Genomic DNA, 15,353 nt, shown 5'->3' on the forward strand with positions numbered 1-15,353 from the left:
TTAACTGTTGGACGTGATGGCGGACAACATCGACTTGATCTGCGAAGTCATCACGGTCATTCCGGCTTCGAAGTGCAGCGCGTTGTCCGCAAACTGCACGCGTTCGGCGTCGAGATCGACGGTGTTGCCGTCGAGCGAAGGCTGGCTCGGCACGCGATACGCGAGGCGGCCGTAGTCGTCGGTCGAGCCGCCGGACGCGGTAAGCGTCGAGGCGCCGGACATGTGGCCCTTCGCGGTCACGGCGAGCGACCCGCTCGCGCTCACCGAAACCGGCTGCGCCATCCTGAGCGTCGCCGTGTTCGAGGCCGTGGCGGACGCGCCGTCCTTCTTCAGCGCCCCGGCGAGCGCGGTCGAGAAATCGACATCGCGCGCCTTGTAGCCGGGGGTGTCGGCGTTCGCGATGTTCGACGACAGCAGTTCCTGCCGGTAAGCGCGCACATCGAGCGCCTCGCGGCCGAACGCGAGTTCCTTGTCGAGTCTGTCTAGCATTCGTTTCTTCTCCGGTCCCATCCGGGATGGTTGTCGCCTGTCCCCGCCCAATCGCTGAGGGGTTTTTGCATGACACGCATCTTAGGAGCCGCGCGCAATAACTAATCCGATGAATAACCGGGAAACGCGGCCTCTATTCGAGGCTTGAGCGCGGCCCGGCGTATCTAGAATCTGCGTCGAGAGTGGGAAGCGGCGTTTTCATGGCCGCGACCGCAAGAAGTGGCCGCAGCGCGCGGCCCGATCCATTCAGATACGCAGTCGCTAGCTACGCGGCGGCGAGGAGAGCAGTGATGAGCAGGTCCGTCAGACAGTCGTCGAACGTTGCGATGCGTGCGAGCGCCATGAAGCGCGGCGCGCGTGCAGCGGCGCGCGGCGTGGCGGGCGCGTCGCTGATGCTCGGCTTCGCGGCGAGCGCGCTCGCGCAGCAAAGCGACGGCATGATCGCGATTCCGGGCAACGCGGAGACGAATCCCGCCGCCGTCGCGGAGATGGCGAAGAGTCTGGGTTCGTCGAAATCGGTGGCCGCAGCCGCGCCCGCGCCGACGCCCGCTCCTGTGGCCGACATGGCGCGGGCATCGGGCTATCGCACCGCGACAAGTGCCGCCGACGCCGCCATGCGCCACGCCGCGCTCGCGCTGGAAGCGCGCGCGGAAGCCGCCGACGACGCCATGGACGACGCAGGCGGCATGATCGTCGTTCCGGGGCCGGGCGAAGCGAAGCCCACTGCGGCCACGCCGGCGAAAGCGCCCGTCGCCGTCTCGCGCGGCGATGCCAGCGCGACCAGCGCGGCCGGCGTGCGTCAGATCGCATCGCGCGACGTGATGCCGGTCGTCGTCATGCGCGACGACGCGACGCCCGGCGCGGCTGGCGCGCGCCCGATCGCGGCCGCCGCTGCATCGCCGGTTCGCTCCGCCAATTATTCAGCCGCCGCTGCCGCCGCCTCGCCGATGAAACGCGTGAGTTTCTCGCCGGCCACGGCAGCCGCGCAAACGCCGTCAGCCGCCGCCACGGCGCAGGACGGCGAATCCATCCGCGTCGCCGCGCTCACGTTCCTTCAGCAGCAGGCGGCGGGCTTGCCCGGCAAGGTGGATATCACCGTGACGCCGGTCTTCCCGCGCGGCCTCGCGCCCTGCTCCGCGCTCGATCCGTTCATGCCGACCGGCGCGCGTCTCTGGGGCCGCGTGACCGTGGGCGTGCGCTGCGTCGGCGAGCGGCCGTGGACGCTGTACGTGCAGGCGCGCGTCTCCATCAACGCGACGTACTACACCGCCGCGCGTGCCATTGCGCCGGGCGAAGTGCTCGCAAGCGCCGATCTCGTCGCCCGCGACGGCGATCTCACGGCGATGCCGCAAGCCGTCGTCACCGATCCGTCGCAGGCCGTCGGCGCGGTGGCGTTGTCGCGCGTGCCGGCTGGCTTGCCGCTGCGCACCGACATGCTGCGCGCCGCGAGTTCGGTGGCGATCGGCCAGACGGTGCACGTGGTCGCCGACGGCAGCGGCTTCTCGATTTCCGCCGATGGCAGCGCGATGAACAACGCCGCGCCCGGCCAGCAAGTCCGCGTGAAGACGGCCGGCGGACAGATCATTACCGGCATCGTGAAGGATAGTCAGACGGTGGAAGTCCGCATGTAAGCGGGCTTGTGTGCGGCAGCAGACGTTCTGTTGCAATTTGTTGCAAACCCGCCGAAGCCTTGTGGGACAAGGCAGAGCGGCAGATGACCAGGCACCGATCAGGTTGCGCTTCCTCCGGCAGGGTAAAGTTTTTCAAAGCCACCGCCGATAAAGGACTCAACACGTTCGGGAATGGACATCGTGAAAATCGAATCGAATAGCAACACCTCTTTGAGCGGCCTGCAAGACGGGCTGCAACGTGCATCGCAAGGCGATGCGAAGACTGCCGCGCCGACCGCGCAAGCGAACGGCGCCAGCGCCGGCCAGTCGACGGTCAGCCTGTCGAGCTTGTCGTCGGACCTGCGCGCGTCGAACGGCTCGGACATCGATACGGCGAAAGTCGAATCGATCAAGGCCGCGATTCGCGACGGCAGGCTGAAGATGGACACCAGCAAGATCGCCGACGGCATTCTGAGCACCGCGCGCGACCTGCTGCAAACGAGAACCCCGCCGACCGGCGGCTGAACGCAACGGCCCGGGCACGTCCCGGCGCGCGAAGTGGACACGAGCCGGGCGGCCTTTATGAACCGCGTTTTTAGCGAGCTGCAATGAGAGACGCCCTGCTTGCCACTGTCACCGAAGAAGTCGCCGCCGTTCAGGCCTTCGAAGCCCTCCTCGCGCACGAGGAAAAAGCCCTGATCGCCGCGCAGCCGCTGGCCGCGCTGCCGGAAATCATCGGCCAGAAGACGGCGCTGACCGAGCGCATCAGCGGGCTCGAAAAAGAGCGCGACGCGCATTTGAACGCGCTCGGTTTTCCGGGCGGATTCGCCGGCATGGAAGCCGCCGCCCAAGGCAATGTGCGCATCGCCGAGCAATGGAAGCTGCTCTGCGCCGCCGCCCGGCGCGCGAAACAGGGCAACAACAACAACGGCGTGCTGATCCGCACGCGCATGGAATACAACCGCAAGGCGCTCGCCGCCTTGCAGGTCGCGCCGTCGAAGGCCGGGTTCTACGGCCCGGACGGGCGCGTGCCGGGCGTTTGATCGTCTCCCGGAATCGTCTCACTGCGGCGCGCGACCTTGCACGAGGTCGTGCGCCGTTTTGTTTATCCGTCGATTAACCCCCCTTTCCCCGACTTAATCCCCCGATAGCCACTCGACGCCTTCCGCAATAATCGTTTGCATCAGAAAGCGGCTTCACGCCGTTGGCAACGAAGCACGAAGCGGAGCACGCAGTGGCAGAAGAAAGCGATCTCGAAAAAACCGAATCAGCCACTCCCAAGCGCCTGGAAAAGGCGCGGGAGGAAGGCCAGGTTGCGCGCTCGCGGGAATTCGCGTCGTTCGCGCTGCTGGCGGCGGGATTTTTCGGCGTGCTGGCGCTGTCGGGGTCCATCAGCGGACACTTGCAGTCGATTCTGCGCACCGCCTTCACGTTCAATCACGACGTGGTGCTGGACACGCGCCAGACGATGATCGGCGCGGCCAACGCCAGCAAGGAAGGCATGCTCGCCGTGCTGCCCGTGCTCGCGATGACCGCGTTCGCCGCGCTTGCCGCGCCGATGGCGCTCGGCGGCTGGCTCATCACCACCAAGCCGCTCGCGCCGAACTTCGGACGCCTCAACCCGATCAGCGGACTCGGCAAGATCTTCTCGATTCAAGGCCCGATCCAGCTCGGCATGTCCATTCTGAAGACGCTCATCGTCGGCGGCGTGGCGGGCTGGGAAATCTGGAGCCGCAAGGCCGAAGTGCTCGGACTGCTCACGAAGCCGCTCGGTATCGCGCTCGCCGACGCCATGCACCTTATCGTCGTGTGCTGCGGCATGGCCATCGGCGGACTGTTTCTCGTCGCCGCCGTCGATGTGCCGTATCAGATGTGGTCGTACGCGAAGAAGCTGCGCATGAGCAAGGAAGAAGTGAAGCGCGAGCACAAGGAAAGCGAAGGCGATCCGCACGTGAAGGGCCGCATCCGCTCGCAGCAGCGCGCGGCCGCCCGCCGCCGCATGATGCAGGCCATTCCGACCGCCGACGTGATCGTGACCAACCCGACGCACTTCGCCGTCGCGCTGAAGTACACGGACGGCGAGATGCGCGCGCCGCGCGTCGTCGCGAAGGGCGTGAATCTGGTGGCCGCGCGCATTCGCGAGCTGGGCCGCGAGAACAACGTGCCGCTGCTGGAAGCGCCGCCGCTCGCGCGGGCGCTGTATCACAACGTGGAGATCAACCGCGAGATTCCGGGCGCGCTGTACGGCGCGGTCGCGCAAGTGCTGGCGTGGGTCTACCAGTTGAAGCGCTACAAGGAAGACGGCGGCATCAAGCCGGACGATCCCACCGATCTCGAAGTTCCGAAGGAACTGGACAAAGGCGGCGTTTCCGACGCCGACGCCGATCAGGAAGCTGCCGAAGCCCTGAACGACGGTAACACTGACAAGGGAGCCGCAGCATGAACGCGCGCGCAGGATTTTTCGCCAAACGCCCCGACGCGCTGGGCACGCAGAACATTCGGGCGCTCGCCGGCCCGATCCTGATCTGCATGATTCTCGGCATGATGATTCTGCCGTTGCCGGCGTTTCTGCTGGATCTGCTGTTCACCTTCAACATCGCGCTGTCGGTGATGGTGCTGCTCGTCAGCATGTACACGCAAAAGCCGCTCGACTTCGCGGCGTTCCCGAGCGTGCTGTTGTTCTCCACGCTGCTGCGCCTGTCGCTGAACGTGGCGTCGACGCGTATCGTGCTGTTGCAAGGCCACACCGGCCCGGACGCGGCGGGACAGGTGATCGAGTCGTTCGGGCACTTTCTCGTCGGCGGTAACTTCGCGGTCGGTATCGTCGTGTTCGTGATCCTGATGATCATCAACTTCATGGTCATCACGAAGGGCGCGGGACGTATCGCGGAAGTCGGCGCACGCTTCACGCTCGACGCGATGCCCGGCAAGCAGATGGCGATCGACGCCGACCTGAACGCCGGTCTCATCAACGAGGACATGGCGAAGAAGCGCCGCCAGAGCGTCGCGCAGGAAGCCGAGTTCTACGGATCGATGGACGGCGCGTCGAAGTTCGTGCGCGGCGACGCCATCGCGGGCTTGCTCATCATGGTCATCAACGTGGTGGGCGGTCTGATCGTCGGCATGCTTCAGCACGACATGGACTTCGGGCACGCGGCGACCAACTACACGCTGCTCACCATCGGCGATGGCCTCGTCGCGCAGATTCCGTCGCTCATCATTTCGACGGCGGCGGGCGTGATCGTCTCGCGCGTCGCGACCGAGGAGGACATCGGCACGCAGCTGACCGGTCAGTTGTTCCAGAACCCGCGCGTCCTCATGATTACCGGCGTGATCATCGGCGTGATGGGACTGATTCCGGGCATGCCGCACTTCGCGTTCATGCTGCTGGGCGGCGGGCTGATTTACGCCGCGCGCACGATGAACAAGCGCGCCGCGAACAAGAAAACGAGCGCGGTCACGGATGTCACGCCGATCGCATCGGCCGCGGCGGCGTCTGCCGAGAACGCGGAGGCGAGCTGGGAAGACGTGGCGCTCATCGACCCGCTCGGGCTCGAAGTGGGCTACCGCCTGATTCCGCTCGTGGATCGCAACGCGGACGGCGAACTGCTCAAGCGCATCAAGGGCATTCGCAAGAAGTTCGCGCAGGAAATCGGCTTCCTGCCGCCGGTCATCCATATTCGCGACAACCTGGAATTGCGGCCGAACGGGTATCGCATTGCGCTCAAGGGCGTGGAAGTCGGCGTGGGTGAGGCGTTCCCCGGCCAATGGCTCGCGATCAATCCAGGTCAGGTGTCGGCGGCGCTGCCGGGCACGCAGACGACCGATCCCGCGTTTGGCTTGCCGGCCGTGTGGATTGAGACGAACATGCGCGAACAGGCGCAGGTGTACGGCTACACGGTGGTGGATGCGAGCACGGTGGTCGCGACGCACTTGAATCACCTCGTCGTGACGCATGCAGCGGAACTGCTCGGCCGACAGGAAGTGCAGGCGCTTCTGGAGCGTATCGGCAAGGACACGCCGTCGCTCACGGAAGACCTCGTGCCGAAGACGCTTTCGCTCACGACGCTGCAGAAGGTGCTGCAAAACCTGCTCGACGAAAGCGTGCCGATCCGCGACATGCGCACCATTCTCGACGCGCTGCAGGAACACGCGCCGCGCATCTCGGATCCGTACGAACTCACGTCGGCGGTGCGCCTGGCGCTGGGACGCGCGATCACGCAACAGTGGTATCCGGGCGCCGACGACCTGCAGGTGATGGGCCTCGATCCGACGCTGGAGCGCGTGCTGTCGCAGGCGCTATCGACGGGGCCGAATCCGGGACTGGAGCCGGGACTCGCGCAGACGCTGATGAACTCGACGCAGAACGCGATCATGCGTCAGCAGAATCTGGGCTTGCCGCCGGTGCTGCTGGTGCAGCATTCGCTGCGCACGATGCTTGCGCGGTTCCTGCGCCGGAGCTTGCCGCAGCTGAAGGTGCTGTCTTATGCGGAAGTGCCGGATACGCGGAATGTGAAGGTGGTTAATTTGATTGGGGCGTGAGCATCCGTCTCAATGCAGGACGGAGCCGATCAGACTGCGAAGATTGCGCGCGTCGAAGACGACCGTCTTCCATGTGTAGTAGTTCGCGCGCTCGAACTCCGTCTTGCCGACCGCCAGCTGACTTTCCGCAATCGCCAGCACTGAGCCCGGTAGTTTCTCGGCGCGGTATTGCAGATGAATGAGTTCGCCTTCCAGCAGCCGCTTGGCTGAAGTCGCGGCGATGACGATGGAGGGCGTCGGCGTTTCGATGACATGATCGGCAACAAGCCCGCCGGAAATCGGCAATTCGACTTCCGACCGGTGCTCGAGCCCGAACTCGGCTGCGATATCCGCGATCGCACGGGTAAGCCGTCCTTTGAAATCGCTTGACTGCTGACGCTCGACGCGGGATGTCGCGACCGCGAAAAGCTGCTGTGCCGCCTCGGCCACGCGAAAGACGTAAGGCGCAAGAAGACGCTCGTCAGAGGTCGCGGCGCGGATGACCTCGTCCTCGCACAGCCGAACGGGACTCAATTGCGCGATCTCCTGCGACCACCGTTCCACGGCGCCCGATTCGACTTCACCGCCCATCATGCCTGCGTTGAAGCAAGCTTCTCCGTTCTCATCAATCGAATAGCCGCCCTCGCAGGGACGAATGCGCACGACGACATGATCCCCCGTTCCCGGATATTGGAGCGGAGTGACGATTCGCTGCACGCCGTTTGTATCGGCGTGCACTTCGAACAAAGAGCAGAGCGTTTGCTTGAGCGGGTCCGCTAGCACAATAGATCGCCTTGTCCGTCGTGTTCGTTGAAGATGGTGATGCCCACAGCGTTGCAAAACAATACGATAAGCGCGGCACGGTCGTTTGCGGCACGCGGGTCAAAGCGTCGGGGCAGCTTTAAATCGAGTTCGGGTGCGCCGGGCAGCAAGCGATTCCTGTAATCGCTCGATGTATTGCAGGGCAGCTTGCAGTGCAGCCCCTTGTGACTCGGATGGTAATGCAGTTCGAAGAGCGGGTATATGTCGCCGTGCGGCATTGTGCAGACCAGGTGTCCGTAAAACGAGCGGTCTTCGAGCTGATCGCCATCGCGCCAGAGGAAAAGCACGGCGTGATCGGCTGAAACTGGAATAAGGTCGGTCGCCTGAACGCGGGGCCGAGCCATCTTGTTGAAGGGCTTCGGCCATCGCTGCTTGACCATGGGTCGGAACTTCGGGGAACCGCTGAGCGTTTTAGACGCATCCTTGTGCGCGGCAAGGTCCTTCGGTTTCGATGCGGTTCTCTCAGGTATTTCTACCGACGCATTGAGCGGCGCGCAGTCATCGTCAGACATGCATCGAGGATGCGGTCGATAGATTCGTTTGGGCTCCGACCATGCTAGCCCCTCGAACCGATGCCGCGCGCTACGTACAAGAAATGTTGCACTCGCAGGACGGAACGCCTGCCAGCACACAGCGAAAGCTCAACACTCCACAATATTCACCGCCAGTCCCCCGCGCGACGTCTCCTTATACTTCGTCTTCATATCCGCGCCGGTCTCGCGCATGGTCTTGATGACCGAATCCAGCGACACGTAGTGCGAACCATCGCCGCGCATGGCCATGCGCGCCGCGTTCACGGCCTTCACCGACCCCATCGCGTTGCGTTCGATGCACGGAATCTGCACCATGCCGCCCACCGGATCGCAGGTGAGCCCGAGGTTGTGCTCCATGCCGATTTCCGCTGCGTTCTCCACCTGCGCCGGCGTGCCGCCGAGCACCGCCGCGAGGCCGCCCGCCGCCATCGAGCAGGCGACGCCCACTTCGCCCTGGCATCCCACTTCCGCGCCCGATATCGACGCGTTCATCTTGTACAGGATGCCGATAGCCGCCGCCGTCAACAGGAAGTCGATCACGCCTTGCGCGTTGGATCCCGGCACGAAGCGGTCGTAGTAATGCAGCACGGCCGGGATGATGCCCGCCGCGCCATTCGTCGGCGCCGTCACGACGCGGCCGCCGACGGCGTTTTCTTCGTTCACCGCGATGGCGTACAGGTTGATCCAGTCGATCATCGAAAGCGGGTCGCGCAACGCCTGCTCGGGCCTGCCCGTCAGCGCGCGATAAAGCTGCGGCGCACGGCGCTTCACCTGAAACGGCCCCGGCAGATGCCCTTCCGCATCCGGATTGCCGATGCCGCACCCCCGCGCGACGCAATCCTGCATCACCTCCCAGATATGCAGCAGGCCCGCGCGGATTTCGTCGGGGCTGCGCCAGACGCACTCGTTTTCCCACATCAGTTGCGCAATCGACTTGCCGGATTCGGCGCACATCTTGAGCAGTTCGTCGCCGGTCTGGAACGGATACGGCAATTGCGCGTGCGCCGTGAGCACGGCCGTATTCGGCGCGCCCGCCGTCACGACGAAGCCGCCGCCCACCGAGAGATACGTCGCTTCGCGTAGCAACTGGCCGCTGGCATCGAATGCATACAGCTTCATGCCGTTCGGATGTTCCGGCAGCGCCTGCCGATAGAACGCGATGTTGTCCTTCACCGTGAACGGGATGTCGTGCTTGCCGAGCAAGGCGAGCGTCTTCGTTGCGCGCACCGCTTCGAGCCGCGGCACGATGGTGCCGGCATCCACAGTATCCGGCGCGTCGCCCATGAGTCCGAGCATGACGCCGCGGTCCGTGCCGTGGCCCTTCCCCGTTGCGCCGAGCGAGCCGTACAGCTCGCATTTGACCGATGTCACCGCGTCCAGCAGCGCGTCGCGTTCGAGCCCTTGCGCGAACATGAGCGCGGCGCGCATCGGGCCGACGGTGTGCGAGCTGGAAGGTCCGATGCCGACTTTGAAGAGATCGAAAACGCTGACTGCCATGACTGCTCCTGCAATTGGAAGTTACCGCGCCGGCAGCGGCAGACAGACCGCGAGCCACGCGGGCGGCGTCGGCGCGAGCCGCAGCGCCACCGGCGCATAGCGGCCGTCGAGACGCGCCGCCAGATAAAAAAGCTCCGCCGCGTTCTTCGGGTCCCACTGGCCCGAGTAGCCCGGCAAGCCGGCTTCGCGCCGTTTCGCGTCGAAGGCGACGCTCGAATGCACGAACTCGTCGTGCGTCTTCGTGCCGAGCGCGTAAGGCGTCAGCCAGTTGAGCGCGCCGGCGAGCGTCGCGCCCGTCGTCGCGCGCTCCGGCAGCCAGTTGCGGTTATGCCGCCGCGCCGCGAGCGCCGCCGTCACGAGCGGCTGCAAGTCGTAGGTGACGTAGTGCAGCGCGTCGCGCTCGGCGAAATCGACCGTCGAACCATCCGGCGCGATGTTGTCGCCGATATGCTCGACAAAAAGCCGTTGCGCCGCGTCGATCATCTTGCGGTCGTCGATGGTGAACGCGCCCATCGCGATCAGCTTCACGCGATGGCTCTGCCAGTTGTTCCGGTACGTGCCCTTGAGCGGCCGCGCTTGCTTGTCGATATCGGCGACATAGCCGTTCGCCAGCTTCGCGATGAACGCATTCGCCGCGTTGCGCGTTTTCACCGGCAGCGCGCTCGCCGTCAAATCGTACGCAAGGATCAGCGATTCGAAGTTCGTCTCGTCGATCGGGTTCAAGCTCGGCTGATACGTCGTGGTCCACGCGAGCAGAAACCGGTCGACAAGCCGCAGATAGCGCTCGTTGCCCGTGGCGCGCCAGGCGAGCGCGGCATTGCGCATCAGGTCGAGGTCTTTCTCCGCTTCGACGCTTTGGTCATAGATGCCTTCGTGCGGCAGCGTGCCTTCGGTGTGCAGCGTGGCGCGGGCCTTCGGCGTGTCGTTGACGTGCGATTGCACCGCGTTCACCAGCGCCTTCACGCCGGGATCGGCATTCGTGCGCTCGCTCGTCTGCATGGCCGGCGCGGCGCAGAAGTTCATCGCCGCGTGCGCGGCAGGCGCGGTCATCGAAAGCGCGCAAAGCGTCGCCAGCGTTGCGCGTGTCGCTCTGAAGCGGCTCGCCTCGTTCCCCTTTCGCACCTTCGGCGCCATACGCACTCCCTGATTGGCTTGGTCCGGGGTGAGATGTTAGCCGTTCTCGAACGCACCGCAAAACCGCCCGACAAAGCTTGACGCTTTCGGGCGGCGCGGCGCGCGTGCGTCACGCGTCCGCGTACTCCGACACCGGCACGCACGAGCACATGAGGTTGCGATCGCCATATGCGTTGTCGGCGCGGCCCACCGGCGACCAGTACTTGCGCGCGATGAGCGTCTTGACCGGATACGCCGCCTCTTCGCGCGTGTACGCATGCGTCCACTCGTCCGCCGTGACCACGGCAGCCGTATGCGGCGCGTTCTTCAGCACGTTGTCTTCGCGATCGGCGCGGCCTTCCTCGACTGCGCGAATTTCGTTGCGAATGGCGATCATCGCGTCGATGAAGCGGTCCAGCTCTTCCTTCGATTCCGATTCCGTCGGCTCGACCATCAGCGTGCCCGGCACGGGGAAGCTCATGGTCGGCGCGTGGAAACCGTAGTCGATCAGGCGCTTCGCCACGTCTTCCACCGAAATGCCGCTCGCTTCCTTGATCGGCCGCACGTCGAGAATGCACTCGTGCGCGACGAGCCCGCCCGGGCCGCTGTACAGCACCGGGTAATGCGGCGCGAGGCGTTTCGCGACGTAGTTCGCGGCGAGGATCGCGCTTTCGGTCGCGGCCGTGAGGCCCTTCGCGCCCATCATCGCGATATACATCCACGAAATCGGCAGAATCGCGGCCGAGCCGTACGGCGCCGACGACACCGCGCCGATGCCCGCTTCGTCGCGCTGATAGCCGGTCGATGTCTGGTTCGGCAGGAACTTGGCGAGATGCGCGCCGACCGCGACCGGACCGACGCCCGGTCCGCCGCCGCCGTGCGGAATGCAGAACGTCTTGTGCAGGTTCAGGTGCGAGACGTCGCCGCCGAACTGTCCGGGCGCGCACAGGCCGACCATCGCGTTCATGTTCGCGCCATCGACATATACTTGCCCGCCGTGCTGATGCACGATGTCGCAAATCTCGCGCACGTTGCGCTCGAAGACGCCGTGCGTCGACGGATACGTGATCATGATCGCCGCGAGATTCGCGGAGTGCTTCTCGGCCTTCGCCTTGAGATCGTCGATATCGACGTTGCCGTTCGCATCGCACGCGACGACCACGACCTGCATGCCCGCCATTTGCGCCGACGCCGGGTTCGTGCCGTGCGCGGACGCCGGAATCAGACACACATTGCGATGCCCTTCGCCGCGCGACTCGTGGTACGCGTGAATGATGAGCAAGCCCGCGTACTCGCCCTGTGAACCCGCGTTCGGCTGCAACGAGACCGCCGCGTAGCCGGTGCACGCAACGAGCATCTGTTCGAGCTGGTCGATCATCGTGCGATAGCCGAGCGTCTGCTCGGCCGGCGCGAACGGGTGAATCTGCGCGAACTCCGGCCACGTCACGGGCAGCATTTCCGACGTGGCGTTGAGCTTCATCGTGCAGGAGCCGAGCGGAATCATCGTGCGGTCGAGCGCGAGGTCCTTGTCGGCAAGGCTGCGCAGATAGCGCAGCATTTCGTGTTCGGAGTGATGCCGGTTGAAGACCGGATGCGTGAGGTAATCGCTCGTGCGCTTGAGGTCTGCCGGAAGCGAATCGCCGATGGACGCGTCGAGCGCGTCGATATCGAACGTTTCGGTCTTGCCCGCGACTTCCGCGAACAGCGCGAAGAGCTTCTGCAAGTCGTCGCGCGTGGTGGTTTCGTCGAGCGATACGCCGACTTGGGTCGCGCTCACGCGCCGCAGATTGATATGCGCGGCGTAAGCGGCCTGATGCAATGCAGTCGTGTTCGCGCCGCTTTCGATCGTGACGGTATCGAAGAACGTCTTGTTCGCGATGCTGTAGCCGAGCTTCGCGACGCCCGCCGCGAAAATCGACGCCACGCGGTTCACGCGCAGCGCAATCGTCTTGAGACCTTGCGGGCCGTGATAGACCGCGTACATGCTCGCCATGATCGCGAGCAGGGCCTGCGCCGTGCAGACGTTCGATGTCGCCTTCTCGCGGCGAATGTGCTGCTCGCGCGTTTGCAGCGCGAGACGCAGCGCGGAATTGCCTTGCGCATCGACGGTCACGCCGACCAGACGCCCCGGCATCTGGCGCTTGAATTCGTCGCGCACGGCCATGTAAGCCGCGTGCGGACCGCCGAAGCCGACCGGCACGCCGAACCGCTGCGTGTTGCCAATAGCGACATCCGCGCCCCATTCGCCCGGCGGCGTAATGAGCGTGAGCGCGAGCAGATCCGCCGCCGCGACGACGTGGCCGCCCGCCGCGTGAACCGCTTCGGCGAGCGCGCGATAGTCATGCACGTCGCCGTTCGCGCCGGGATATTGCAGCAGCACGCCGAATGCGTTCGCGCTGGCGGCATCCGCTGCCGGACCGACCTTCACTTCGATGCCCGCGGGCTTCGCGCGCGTCTTCACCACTTCGATGGTTTGCGGCAGCACGTCGTCAGCGACGAAGAACACGTTCGACTTCGGCTTGCCGACGCGTTGCAGCAGCGTCATGGCTTCGGCGGCGGCCGTCGCTTCGTCGAGCAGCGATGCGTTCGACATCGCGAGGCCGGTGAGGTCCATCACCATCTGCTGGAAGTTCAGCAGGGCTTCGAGGCGCCCCTGCGAGATTTCCGGCTGATACGGCGTGTAGGCCGTGTACCACGCCGGGTTCTTCAGCACGTTGCGCAGGATCACGGCAGGCGTGTGCGTGCCGTAATACCCCTGACCGATGAAGGTTCGAAACACCAGATTCTCGTCCGCGAGCTTGCGCAGCGCCGCGAGCGCCTCGGCTTCGCTCTTCGGCTGCGTGAACGCGCCGAGCGGCAGCGTTTCCTTGCGGCGGATCGTGTCGGGAATCACCGCGTCGATGAACGCCGCGCGCGACGCGAAACCGAGCGCGTCGAGCATCGCGCGCTGGTCGGCCTCGTCGGGGCCGATGTGCCGGCCGGCGAACGCATCGTGGCATTCGAGCGCGGCGAGTGACAGGGAAGTGCGGTTCATCGGACGATCCGGGTGTTCGAGCTTCATGTGAATTCCTGCGAAAGCGGCCCGCGTGGAACCGCTTTTCGTCTGATAGAGAGTTATTCGCCGATCGACTTGCCGTAGCCTTCGGCGTCGAGCAGCTTGTCGAGGCCCGCATCGCTTGCGGGCTTGATCTTGAAGAGCCAGCTTTCGTACGGCGCGCCGTTCACCTGATCCGGCGACGAGCTCAGCGCGTCATTGACCGCGACGACTTCGCCCGAGACCGGCGCGTAGATGTCGGAGGCGGCCTTCACCGATTCGATGACCGCAATCGCGTCGCCCGCCGCGACGGACTTGCCCGCCGCCGGCAGTTCGACGAACACGATGTCGCCGAGCGCTTCTTGCGCGTGATCGGTAATGCCGACGGTCAGCGTGCCGTCGGACTCCGTGCGGACCCATTCGTGCGATTCGGTGTATTTCAGATCGGCCGGGATGCTCATTGGATGCTCCTTGCGTGGTTCGTTCGTGAGATTCTGGGTCGGAGGGAACGGGCGCGACGGCGCTCGACAGTGTTATGCCAAATCGACGAGCACCTTGCCGTTGCGCACGAACGGAAGTTTTACCACGCGCGCAGGAACTTGCTTGTCGCGGATGACGACCTGCACCGTATCGCCCGGCGCGACGGCCGTCGGCACGCGGGCGAACGCGATCGATTCCTGCATGGACGGCGAGAACGTGCCGCTCGTGATCTCGCCTTCGCCGTGCGGCGTCACGACTTTCTGATGCGCGCGCAGCACGCCGCCCGCACGACCGTTTTCCTTGATGAGCACGAGCCCGACGAAATTCGCCTTCGAGCCGTTCGCCTCCAGCGCCGCGCGTCCGACGAAATCGCGCGGCGTTTTCAGATCGACGGTCCACGCGAGGCCCGCGTCGAGCGGCGACACGGTTTCGTCCATGTCCTGGCCGTAGAGGTTCATGCCGGCTTCGAGCCGCAGCGTGTCGCGCGCGCCGAGGCCGGCGGGCTTCACGCCTGCGGCGAGCAGCGCCTTCCACAGCTTTTCGATGTTCGCGGCCGGCACGACGATCTCGAAACCGTCCTCGCCGGTGTAGCCCGTGCGCGCGAGCATCAGTTCGCCGTACTGCGTGGAGGGAAACATGACCGCGTTGAACGGCTTGACGGCTTCGGTTTCGGCTCGCGTGTCCGGCAGCACGTTCCAGACCTTCTCGCGTGCGTTCGGCCCTTGCACCGCGATGATGCCGAGATCGCGGCGCGGCGTGATCGTGACGTTGAAGTTACCGTCTGCGTTCAGCTTCCCGAACCACGCGATGTCCTTGTCCGCCGTGCTCGCATTCACGACCACGCGAAAACGCGTTTCGGAGAAGTAATAGACGATGAGGTCGTCGATCACGCCGCCGTCGTCTTTCAGCAGGCAGGAGTAGAGCGCCTTGCCGGGCGTCGTCAGCTTGTCGACGTTGTTGGCGATCGCGTGGCGGAAGAACGCGCGGACCGCGTCGCCTTCGAAATCCACGACGCGCATGTGCGACACGTCGAACATGGCGGCGTCGGTGCGCACGGCGCGATGCTCGTCGATCTGCGAACCGTAGTTGACGGGCATGTCCCAGCCGCCGAAATCGACCATGCGCGCGTTGAGCGCGAGGTGAGCGGCGTGCAAGGGCGTGTGTTGAAGTTCGGTCATCGGGGCCTCGGTTCGCGGAGCAAAAAAGGCCACGCAGCGCGCTTCGCTGCGGATGATTGCCTTGGTCGCCGCTCGA

General features: G+C 65.1%; 13 protein-coding genes. 5 read left to right on the forward strand and 8 right to left on the reverse strand.

Translation table 11 applies throughout. The annotated features are described in order from the left end of the window. A complete protein-coding gene (gene flgB / locus LDZ26_RS12665; RefSeq protein WP_244847493.1) occupies positions 1–489 on the reverse strand; it encodes a flagellar basal body rod protein FlgB in 489 nt (162 codons plus the stop codon). Positions 490–779: 290 nt separating this feature from the next. Here flgB and flgA point away from each other — a divergent pair, with 290 nt between their 5' ends. The 5 genes from flgA (at position 780) to flhA (ending at position 6,641) form a co-directional block, all read left to right on the forward strand. Next, positions 780–2,120, forward strand: a complete 1,341-nt coding sequence (gene flgA, locus LDZ26_RS12670) for a flagellar basal body P-ring formation chaperone FlgA (protein WP_244847494.1) — start codon at positions 780–782, stop codon at positions 2,118–2,120. A gap of 180 nt (positions 2,121–2,300) precedes the next feature. Further along, positions 2,301–2,624, forward strand: coding sequence for a flagellar biosynthesis anti-sigma factor FlgM (gene flgM, locus LDZ26_RS12675; RefSeq protein WP_244849171.1), 324 nt, complete (start codon positions 2,301–2,303; stop codon positions 2,622–2,624). A gap of 83 nt (positions 2,625–2,707) precedes the next feature. Then, positions 2,708–3,142: a flagella synthesis protein FlgN gene (locus tag LDZ26_RS12680; RefSeq protein WP_244847495.1), complete on the forward strand. Its 435-nt coding sequence runs from the start codon at positions 2,708–2,710 to the stop codon at positions 3,140–3,142. Positions 3,143–3,333: 191 nt separating this feature from the next. After that, positions 3,334–4,542 carry a flagellar biosynthesis protein FlhB gene (flhB, locus tag LDZ26_RS12685; RefSeq protein ID WP_244847496.1) on the forward strand — a complete coding sequence of 403 codons (1,209 nt, stop codon included), beginning with the start codon at positions 3,334–3,336 and terminating at the stop codon, positions 4,540–4,542. Beyond that, positions 4,539–6,641, forward strand: a complete 2,103-nt coding sequence (gene flhA, locus LDZ26_RS12690; RefSeq protein ID WP_244847497.1) for a flagellar biosynthesis protein FlhA — start codon at positions 4,539–4,541, stop codon at positions 6,639–6,641. Before flhB ends, flhA begins: the two co-directional genes overlap by 4 nt. A 9-nt stretch (positions 6,642–6,650) precedes the next feature. Here the strand turns inward: flhA and LDZ26_RS12695 are convergent, their stop codons facing one another. From LDZ26_RS12695 to gcvT, 7 genes are all read right to left on the reverse strand, one after another. Then, on the reverse strand, positions 6,651–7,460 hold the full coding sequence (locus LDZ26_RS12695; protein WP_244847498.1) for a hypothetical protein: 810 nt from the start codon (positions 7,458–7,460) through the stop codon (positions 6,651–6,653). Next, complete coding sequence (locus LDZ26_RS12700; protein ID WP_244847499.1) at positions 7,397–7,954, reverse strand: hypothetical protein; 558 nt, start codon at positions 7,952–7,954, stop codon at positions 7,397–7,399. The genes LDZ26_RS12695 and LDZ26_RS12700 overlap by 64 nt, the downstream gene beginning before the upstream one ends. 129 nt (positions 7,955–8,083) lie before the next feature. After that, positions 8,084–9,472, reverse strand: a complete 1,389-nt coding sequence (locus LDZ26_RS12705) for an L-serine ammonia-lyase (RefSeq protein WP_244847500.1) — start codon at positions 9,470–9,472, stop codon at positions 8,084–8,086. A gap of 21 nt (positions 9,473–9,493) precedes the next feature. Next, positions 9,494–10,522 (reverse strand): alginate lyase family protein, encoded by a 1,029-nt coding sequence (locus LDZ26_RS12710; protein WP_244847501.1) that lies wholly within the window; start codon positions 10,520–10,522, stop codon positions 9,494–9,496. Positions 10,523–10,715: 193 nt separating this feature from the next. Then, positions 10,716–13,646 carry an aminomethyl-transferring glycine dehydrogenase gene (gcvP, locus tag LDZ26_RS12715; protein ID WP_244847502.1) on the reverse strand — a complete coding sequence of 977 codons (2,931 nt, stop codon included), beginning with the start codon at positions 13,644–13,646 and terminating at the stop codon, positions 10,716–10,718. A 53-nt stretch (positions 13,647–13,699) separates the two neighbouring features. Continuing rightward, positions 13,700–14,080 carry a glycine cleavage system protein GcvH gene (gene gcvH / locus LDZ26_RS12720; protein WP_244847503.1) on the reverse strand — a complete coding sequence of 127 codons (381 nt, stop codon included), beginning with the start codon at positions 14,078–14,080 and terminating at the stop codon, positions 13,700–13,702. A 72-nt stretch (positions 14,081–14,152) separates the two neighbouring features. Next, complete coding sequence (gcvT, locus tag LDZ26_RS12725) at positions 14,153–15,277, reverse strand: glycine cleavage system aminomethyltransferase GcvT (RefSeq protein WP_244847504.1); 1,125 nt, start codon at positions 15,275–15,277, stop codon at positions 14,153–14,155. Positions 15,278–15,353: the final 76 nt, after the last annotated feature.

Origin of the sequence: Caballeronia sp. SL2Y3, from assembly GCF_022879575.1 — a bacterium.
Lineage (GTDB): Bacteria > Pseudomonadota > Gammaproteobacteria > Burkholderiales > Burkholderiaceae > Caballeronia.

What these genes read in the sequence shown, in the direction of transcription:
- flgB (WP_244847493.1), bottom strand. Translation starts at nt 489, where the DNA reads ATGCTAGACAGACTCGACAAGGAACTCGCGTTCGGCCGCGAGGCGCTC.
- flgA (WP_244847494.1), top strand. Translation starts at nt 780, where the DNA reads ATGAGCAGGTCCGTCAGACAGTCGTCGAACGTTGCGATGCGTGCGAGC.
- LDZ26_RS12680 (WP_244847495.1), top strand. Translation starts at nt 2,708, where the DNA reads ATGAGAGACGCCCTGCTTGCCACTGTCACCGAAGAAGTCGCCGCCGTT.
- flhA (WP_244847497.1), top strand. Translation starts at nt 4,539, where the DNA reads ATGAACGCGCGCGCAGGATTTTTCGCCAAACGCCCCGACGCGCTGGGC.
- LDZ26_RS12700 (WP_244847499.1), bottom strand. Translation starts at nt 7,954, where the DNA reads ATGTCTGACGATGACTGCGCGCCGCTCAATGCGTCGGTAGAAATACCT.
- LDZ26_RS12705 (WP_244847500.1), bottom strand. Translation starts at nt 9,472, where the DNA reads ATGGCAGTCAGCGTTTTCGATCTCTTCAAAGTCGGCATCGGACCTTCC.
- LDZ26_RS12710 (WP_244847501.1), bottom strand. Translation starts at nt 10,522, where the DNA reads ATGACCGCGCCTGCCGCGCACGCGGCGATGAACTTCTGCGCCGCGCCG.
- gcvP (WP_244847502.1), bottom strand. Translation starts at nt 13,646, where the DNA reads ATGAAGCTCGAACACCCGGATCGTCCGATGAACCGCACTTCCCTGTCA.
- gcvH (WP_244847503.1), bottom strand. Translation starts at nt 14,080, where the DNA reads ATGAGCATCCCGGCCGATCTGAAATACACCGAATCGCACGAATGGGTC.
- gcvT (WP_244847504.1), bottom strand. Translation starts at nt 15,277, where the DNA reads ATGACCGAACTTCAACACACGCCCTTGCACGCCGCTCACCTCGCGCTC.